Genomic DNA, 7567 nt, shown 5'->3' with positions numbered 1-7567 from the left:
CCGTCTCCGTCTCCGTCTCCGTCTCCGCCTGTGCCTCTGCCCCTGCTCCCGCCCCCGCCTTCGGCGTGGTGGCGTCGGCCCGCGCAATGACGTCCGGCTCCGCCTTCGCCCTCGCCTCGACGCCGGTCTGCGCCCCCGCCCCGGCGTCGGTCTGCGCCCTCGGCACGGCGTCGGTCTGCGCCCCCGGCACGGCGTCGGTCTGCGCCCCCGCCTCGACGCCGGTCTCCGTCCTCGCCTCGACGCCGGTCCGCGACCGCGCCCCGGCGCCCGGGTTCGCCGCGGCGACGGCGCCCGCCCTCGTCTCCTCGTCCCCGTCCTCACCCGCGTCCCGGGCCACCAGCGCGCGGTAGCCCGGCTCTGTCGCCAGGAGTTCGCGGTGGGTGCCGGTGGCCGCCGTCTTGCCCTCGGTCAGGTAGACGACCGTGTCCGCGTGGTCCAGGACGAGAGGCGACGTCGTGGTCACCACGGTCGTGCGACCCTCGCGGGCCGTCCGCAGGCGTTGGGCCACGCGGGCCTCCGTGTGCGCGTCGAGCGCCGACGTCGGCTCGACCGCCAGCAGGATCTCGGCGTCGGCCAGCAACGCCCGCGCCAGCCGTACCCGCTGCCGCTGGCCCCCGGAAAGATTGCGGCCCTGGGCGTCGATCGCCGAGTCGAGCCCGTCCGGCAGGCCCTGCACGATGTCGTCGGCGACGGCCGCGCGCACCGCCTCCGCTGTCGCCGCGTCGGACGGCTCCGTACGGCCCCCGAGCAGCTCCCGCAGCCGCCCCGCGAACAGGTCCGCCTCGTGGTCCGCGACCAGGATCCGCTCCCGGACCCGCGCCAGCGGGATCTCGTCGAGGGGGATGCCGCCCCAGGTCGCGGCCGTCGGCATGTACCGTCCGAGCCGGTCCACGATCAGCGCCGCGTCGGCGGGCCGGTCGCCGGCCAGCGCGGTCAGCCGGCCCGGCAGCACCCGTACGCCCGACTCGGGGTCGTGCAGTGCCGACGGCTCCGCGGGAGCGTCCCGCGTGCCGTGGTCCGGCAGCGGCTCCAGGTCCAGGAACCGGATGACGCGCCGCGCCGCCACCACCCCGCGGCTCACCTCGTACCCCCAGTCGACGAAGTACGACACCGGCCGCACCAGCACGGTCACGTACCCGTACACCGACACCAACTCGCCGACGGTGATGGCGCCCTGGGCGGCCAGCCGCGCCGCCAGCCAGGTCACCACCGCGAGGAACAGGGTCGGCAGCCCCACCCCGAGCGCCTGGAGCCAGCTGGTCACCGAGCCGACCCGGTAGCCCTGCGCCCGCAGCCGCTGCGAGTCGCGGTGGAACGCGTCGGCGACGAGGCCCTTGCCGCCGAGGCCGTTGAGGACGCGCAGCCCGCTCGCGAGGTCCGCGATCCGGGCGGTCAGCACCCCCTGCCGTTCCCGGTACTCCGCCTCCGTGCCCTGAAGCCGCCGCAGCAACGGTCCCACCAGGACGGCCATCAGCGGCATCCCGAGCAGGACGACCGCCGCGATGGGGACGGACACGGAGAACAGCAGGCCCGCGACCACCAGATACGCGGCGAGCGCGCCCGCGCCCGGCCCGATGACCGTCAGCGAGGACGAGATCGTGTTGACGTCGCCGACCCCGATCGTGACGACCTCACCGGCGCCGACCCGCCGCGGCAGCGCCGCGCCCAGCCGGACCGCGTGCGCCATCACCACCTTCACGGTGCGGAAGTTGGCGTCCATCCGCACGCGGGTCATGGTGCGGTGCCGCATGATGCTCAGCCAGGCGTTGAACGCGCCCACCCCGAACAGGGCCGCCGACCAGCCGACCAGCGCCCGGTGGTCGCCGGGCAGGAGACCCTCGTCGATGGCCCGCGACAGCGTGTACGGCGTCGCCGCGAGCAGCACCATCCACACGCAGGAGATCAGCGAGCCGAGCGCGGAGCGGCCCGCCTGCTTCCTCACCAGCCACCAGAGGTAGCGCGCCCCGCCCCGGCGGTCGGGGACACCCGGATCCTCGTACGCGTCGATCATCGGCCCCCGGTTTCTCCCGCCGGACGGACGTGTCGCACGCCGGGTCGCATGGCGTGCCGAAAGCCGAGCGGGTCGTTCGTATGACGGACGTGGTGTGGTCCGGCCTGATCGTATTCCGGACGCTTCCCGGTCCGGATGCGGAGCGGTCCGGACCTGTCGTTCGCCGTGCGCGGCAGGCCGCCGGCCGTCGGCCGCCGCGCGCCGTGCGTCCGCTACGCCAGGCTGTCCCGCCACGCCTGGTGCAGGTCGGCGAAGCGGCCCTCGCCCGCGATGAGTTCCGCGGGGCTGCCGTCCTCGACGATCCGGCCGTGTTCCATGACGAGCACGCGGTCGGCGATCTCCACCGTGGACAGCCGGTGGGCGATCACCACGGCCGTACGGCCCTGGAGGACCGTGGACATGGCGCGCTGCACGGCCCGTTCACCGGGGATGTCGAGAGAGCTGGTGGCCTCGTCGAGGATGAGGACGGCCGGGTCGGCGAGCAGCGCGCGGGCGAACGCCACGAGCTGGCGCTGCCCGGCGGAGATGCGCCCGCCCCGTTTGCGTACGTCGGTGTCGTAGCCGTCGGGGAGCGCGCTGATGAAATCGTGGGCGCCGATGGCCTTGGCGGCGCGTTCGATCTCCTCGCGGGTGGCGTCGGGGCGGCCGATGGCGATGTTCTCGGCGACCGTGCCGGAGAACAGGAACGCCTCCTGGGTGACCATCACCACCCCGCGCCGCAGCTCGGGCATCGCGAGGTCGCGCAGGTCGACCCCGTCGAGGAGGATCCGCCCGGACGAGGGGTCGTAGAAGCGGGCCAGCAGCTTGGCGAGCGTCGACTTGCCCGCGCCGGTGGAGCCCACCACGGCGACCGTGCTGCCCGCGGCGAGGGTGAGGTCGAAGCGGGGCAGCACCTCGCCGCCGGTGCGGTACGCGAACCGCACGCCGTCGAAGACGACCTCGCGGCCCGGCATCTCGCAGACCGCGGCGGGCAGCTCCTTCGCCTCCCTCGGCTCGGGCACCGACGGCCGCTGGGCCAGCAGCCCCGCGATCTTCTCCAGCGAGGCGGCCGCCGACTGGTAGGAGTTGAGGAACATGCCGAGCCGGTCGATGGGGTCGTACAGCCGCCGCAGGTACAGCACCGCCGCCGCCAGCACACCCAGCGCGAGCGACTCGGACGCCACCCGGTACGCGCCCCACAGCACGATCGCCGCGACCGTGACGTTGGCGACCACGCGGGAGCCGACGACGTACCGGGCCATCTCCAGGATGGCGTCGCCGTTGGTGCGCTCGTGGTGGCTGTTCAGTCGCCGGAACTCGGCGTCGTTCGCCTTCTCACGGCGGAACGCGCGGACCGGGCGGATGCCGTTCATCGTCTCCGCGAACTTCACGATCACGGCGGCGATCGCGGTGGACCGGGCCGCGTACACCCCGGCCGCCCGCCGCTGGTACAGCCGTACGAGCGCGTACAGCGGCACGAACGACGCCAGCGCGGCCGCGCCGAGACCGACGTCCAGCCAGAGCAGCATCGCCGAGATGTAGACGAAGGCGAGGATCACGGTGATCAGTTCCTGAAGGCCCTCGTCGAGCAGCTCCCGCAGGGACTCGACGTCCGTGGTGGAGCGCGAGATCAGCCGGCCCGAGGTGTACCGCTCGTGGAAGTCGATGCTCAGTGCCTGTGCGTGCCGGAAGATCCGGCCGCGCAGATCCAGCAGCACGTCCTGGTTGACCCGCGCGGACGCCCCGATGAACGCGAACTGCAGCAGGCCGGCAGCGAGCGCGCACACCAGATATATGACGCCCACGGTGATCAGCGGCCCGTGGCGGCCGTCCCGGAACGCCGGGACGGCACGGTCGATGGCGTACGCCACCAGCAGCGGGCCCGCCTGCACCGCCGCCTGCTGGAGCAGGAGCAGCACGCTCGTGAACGCGACCCGTGCCTTCATCGGCGCGAGCAGGGAGCGCAGCAGCGCGAGGGTGGCGCCCGGCGGGGTGGGCAGGTCGTCATGGTCGAAGGGGTCGGTCACCCCCTGCTCCACGGGGCGTTCGTCGCTGTCCGGCTCCCTGTCGGGTTCCCTGTTCGGCGCGGTGGTCGTGGGCGCCGTCATCGCGCGTCCCCCTCGGTCTCCTCGGTGCCCGACATCAGATGGGCGTACTCGGCGTTCGTCCGCAGCAGCTCGTGATGGGTGCCCACGGCGGCGACACGGCCGCCGGACAGCAGCGCCACCCGGTCGGCCAGCAGCACCGTCGACGGGCGGTGCGCCACGATCAGGGCCGTCGTCTCCGCGAGCACCCGGCGCAGCGCCGCCTCCACGGCGGCCTCCGTGTGCACGTCCAGCGCCGACAGCGGGTCGTCCAGCACCAGGAAGCGGGGCCGTCCGACCACCGCGCGCGCCAGCGCCAGCCGCTGCCGCTGCCCGCCGGAGAGACTGAGGCCCTGCTCGCCGACCTGCGTGGCGGTGCCGTCGGGCAGGCTGTGCGCGAAGTCGGCCTGCGCGATGGCGAGGGCCCGGTCCAGCTCGGGCTGCCCGGCATCCGGTCCGGCGCCCATCAGGACGTTCTCGCCGACGGTCGCGGAGAACAGCGTCGGCTCCTCGAAGGCCACGGAGACCCTCGCCCGCAGCTCCTCTCTCGGCATCCCGGCGATGTCCTCGCCGTCCAGGGTGATCCGGCCGTCGGTCACCTCGTGCAGCCGGGGCACGAGCGCGGTGAGCGTCGTCTTGCCCGAGCCGGTGGCCCCGACGAGCGCCATGGACTCACCGGGGCGGATGTGGAGGTCGATCCGGTCGAGGACGGGGGGCGTGTCGGCGGGCGCGTCGGGATAGCGGAACCGCACGCCGTGGAACTCCAGGCCGCCCCGCACCGCCTCCGCCGCGGGCCGCCGGTCGTCGCCCCCGGCGCTCTCCGGCTTGGCGCTCTCCGGCTTGGCACTCTCCGGCTCGGCGCCCTCCGGCTCCGCGTCCAGCACCTCGAAGTACCGCTCGGTCGCGGTGGCCGCCTCCTGGCTCATCGCCAACAGGAAGCCGATGGAGTCCACCGGCCACCGCAGAGCGAGCGCCGTCGACAGGAACGCCACCAGCGTCCCCGCGGAGAGCGCGCCGTCCGCCACCTGCACCACGCCCACCACGAGCGCCGCCCCGATGGCGAGTTCGGGCAGGGTGATGATGACGCCCCAGATCGCGGAGAGCAGCCGGGCCTTGCGCAGCTCCGTGCCCCGCAGCGTCCGGGACAGCTCACGGAAGGCCCGCGCCTGGCTGCGGTGCCGCCCGAACCCCTTGATGATCCGGATGCCGAGGACGCTCTCCTCGACGACCGTGGTCAGATCGCCCACCTGGTCCTGGGCGAGCCGCGCGACCGCCGCGTACCTCCGCTCGAAAGCGACACAGGTGACGATCACGGGCACGGCGGGCCCGAGGATGACCAGGCCGAGCGTCCAGTCCTGCATCAGCATGATGATCACACCGACGAGGATCGTCACCGCGTTGACCAGCAGGAACGTCAGCGGGAAGGCGAGGAACATCCGCAGCAGCGACAGATCCGTCGTGGCGCGCGACAGCAGCTGACCGGAGGCCCACCGGTCGTGGAAGGCGACCGGCAGCCGCTGGAGATGCCGGTAGAGGTCGGCCCGCATCGACGCCTCGACGCCCGCGAGCGGACGCGCCACGAGCCAGCGCCGCAGCCCGAACAGCAGTGCCTCGGCGAGCCCGAGCAGCAGCAGGTACAGCGCGCCGAGCCATACGCCCGCCGGGTCGCGGTCCGCGACCGGCCCGTCCACCATCCACTTCAGGACGAGCGGGATGACCAGGCCCACGCAGGAGGCGACTATCGCGACGGCCGCGGCCACGGAAAGCCGAGCCCGCACGGGCCGGACGTACGGCCACAGCCGCAGCAGGCTGCGTACGGCGGAACGCCCCTCGGCCTGCCTGCCGGTCCGCGGCTCGGGTCCCTGGGGCTGCTCGGCGTCCTGGGTCTGGTCGGGTTCCTCGGCGGTTGCACGTGTCGTGGCCATCAGCAGCGAGCCTACGGATTGCCACTGACATCGCCCACCGAGTTTTGGCCGGACCGCGCTCGGCCATCGGTCCTACGACCGGTGCCGCGCGGGGACGTACCCGGACGTCGACCGATCGGCTGACGCCGTTCCGAGCAGGACGGCCGAACGCGCCCGCCCGGCTCCCACCGGAACCGTCCTCTCCCCGGCCGTCGCCTCCCGGCCGTCGCCTCCCGGCCGTCGCCTCCCGGCCGGTCTCCGCCGTCCGCGCCCCCTACGCCACCACCCGCAGCAGCAGCACCGTCCGCGCCGGCACGTCGACCACGGCCCCCGCCCGATGCACCACCCCGGGTGCCTGCGTCTGCTCCTCCCGTGACGTGTCGACGACGACCTCGTACCGTTCGGCCCACGGCGTCCCCGGCAGCACGAACTCCACCGGGCCCTCGCCCGCGTGCAGGACCGCGAGGAAGCTGTCGTCCAGGACGGCGGCGCCGCGCGCGTCCCGCCCGGGGATGTCACGACCCGAGAGGTACATGCCGAGGGTCGCGGCCGGCGCGTACCAGTCCCCCTCGGTCATCTCGCTGCCGTGCGCCGTGAACCACGCCAGGTCGCGCAGCCCGTCCGCCGAGTGCGCCCTGCCCGAGAAGAAGGCCCGCCGGCGCAGCACCGGGTGCGCGTGGCGCAGGGCGATCAGCCGGGCCGTCAGCTCGAACAGCTCCCTCCAGCCGGGGTCCTCCAGCAGCCCCCAGTCGAGCCAGCTGATCTCGTTGTCCTGGCAGTACGCGTTGTTGTTGCCCCCCTGGGTCCGCCCCAGCTCGTCCCCGGCGACGAGCATCGGCACGCCCGTGGACAGCAGCAGCGTCGTCAGCAGGTTCCGCAGTTGCCGGCGTCGCAGCGCGCGTACCCGCTCGTCGTCCGTCTCGCCCTCGGTGCCGCAGTTCCAGGACCGGTTGTCGTCCGAGCCGTCCCGGTTGCCCTCCCCGTTCGCCTCGTTGTGCTTGCGCTCGTACGACACGAGGTCCCGCAGCGTGAAACCGTCGTGCGCGGTGATGAAGTTGACCGACGCGTACGGCCGCCGCCCGCCCCACGCGTACAGGTCGCTCGACCCCGACAGCCGGTAGCCGAGGTCCCGCACATCGGGCAGCGCCCCCCGCCAGAAGTCCCGCACGGCGCCCCGGTAGCGGTCGTTCCACTCCGTCCACAGGGGTGGGAAGGCGCCCACCTGGTAGCCGCCCGAGCCCACGTCCCACGGCTCGGCGATCAGCTTCACCCGCCGCAGCACGGGGTCCTGGGCGATGACCGCGAGGAACGGCGAGAGCATGTCGACGTCGTGCATCGAGCGGGCCAGCGCCGCCGCCAGGTCGAAGCGGAAGCCGTCCACCCCCATCTCCGTCACCCAGTACCGCAGCGAGTCGGTGATCAGCCGCAGCACATGCGGCTGGACCACGTGCAGCGTGTTGCCGCAGCCCGTGTAGTCCGCGTAGTGCCGGGCGTCGCCCTGGAGGCGGTAGTAGCCGCGGTTGTCGATGCCCCGCAACGACAGGCTCGGGCCGCGCTGGTCCGCCTCCGCCGTGTGGTTGTAGACCACG

Annotated in this window: 3 protein-coding genes and 1 pseudogene; all 4 read right to left on the bottom strand. The window is 73.6% G+C overall.

Annotation, left to right across the window (positions count from 1 at the left end):
• Positions 1–292 precede the first annotated feature (292 nt).
• A pseudogene (locus tag AOK15_RS01360) lies at positions 293–2011 on the bottom strand (ABC transporter ATP-binding protein); the annotation flags it as partial.
• 212 nt (positions 2012–2223) lie between these two features.
• Positions 2224–4098, bottom strand: a complete 1875-nt coding sequence (locus AOK15_RS01355; protein WP_055511807.1) for an ABC transporter ATP-binding protein — start codon at positions 4096–4098, stop codon at positions 2224–2226.
• Entirely contained in the window at positions 4095–5999 is a 1905-nt protein-coding gene (locus AOK15_RS01350) for an ABC transporter ATP-binding protein (RefSeq protein WP_079058239.1), read from the bottom strand. Before AOK15_RS01350 ends, AOK15_RS01355 begins: the two co-directional genes overlap by 4 nt.
• A 253-nt stretch (positions 6000–6252) precedes the next feature.
• The coding region (locus AOK15_RS01345; RefSeq protein ID WP_420876840.1) for a glycogen debranching protein at positions 6253–7567 on the bottom strand (1315 nt) is incomplete at its 5' end.

This window comes from Streptomyces ossamyceticus (assembly GCF_001418475.1).
GTDB lineage: Bacteria > Actinomycetota > Actinomycetes > Streptomycetales > Streptomycetaceae > Streptomyces > Streptomyces ossamyceticus.
Note: the sequence above shows the minus strand (reverse complement) of the source record. Positions and strands in the feature narration are given on the sequence as shown.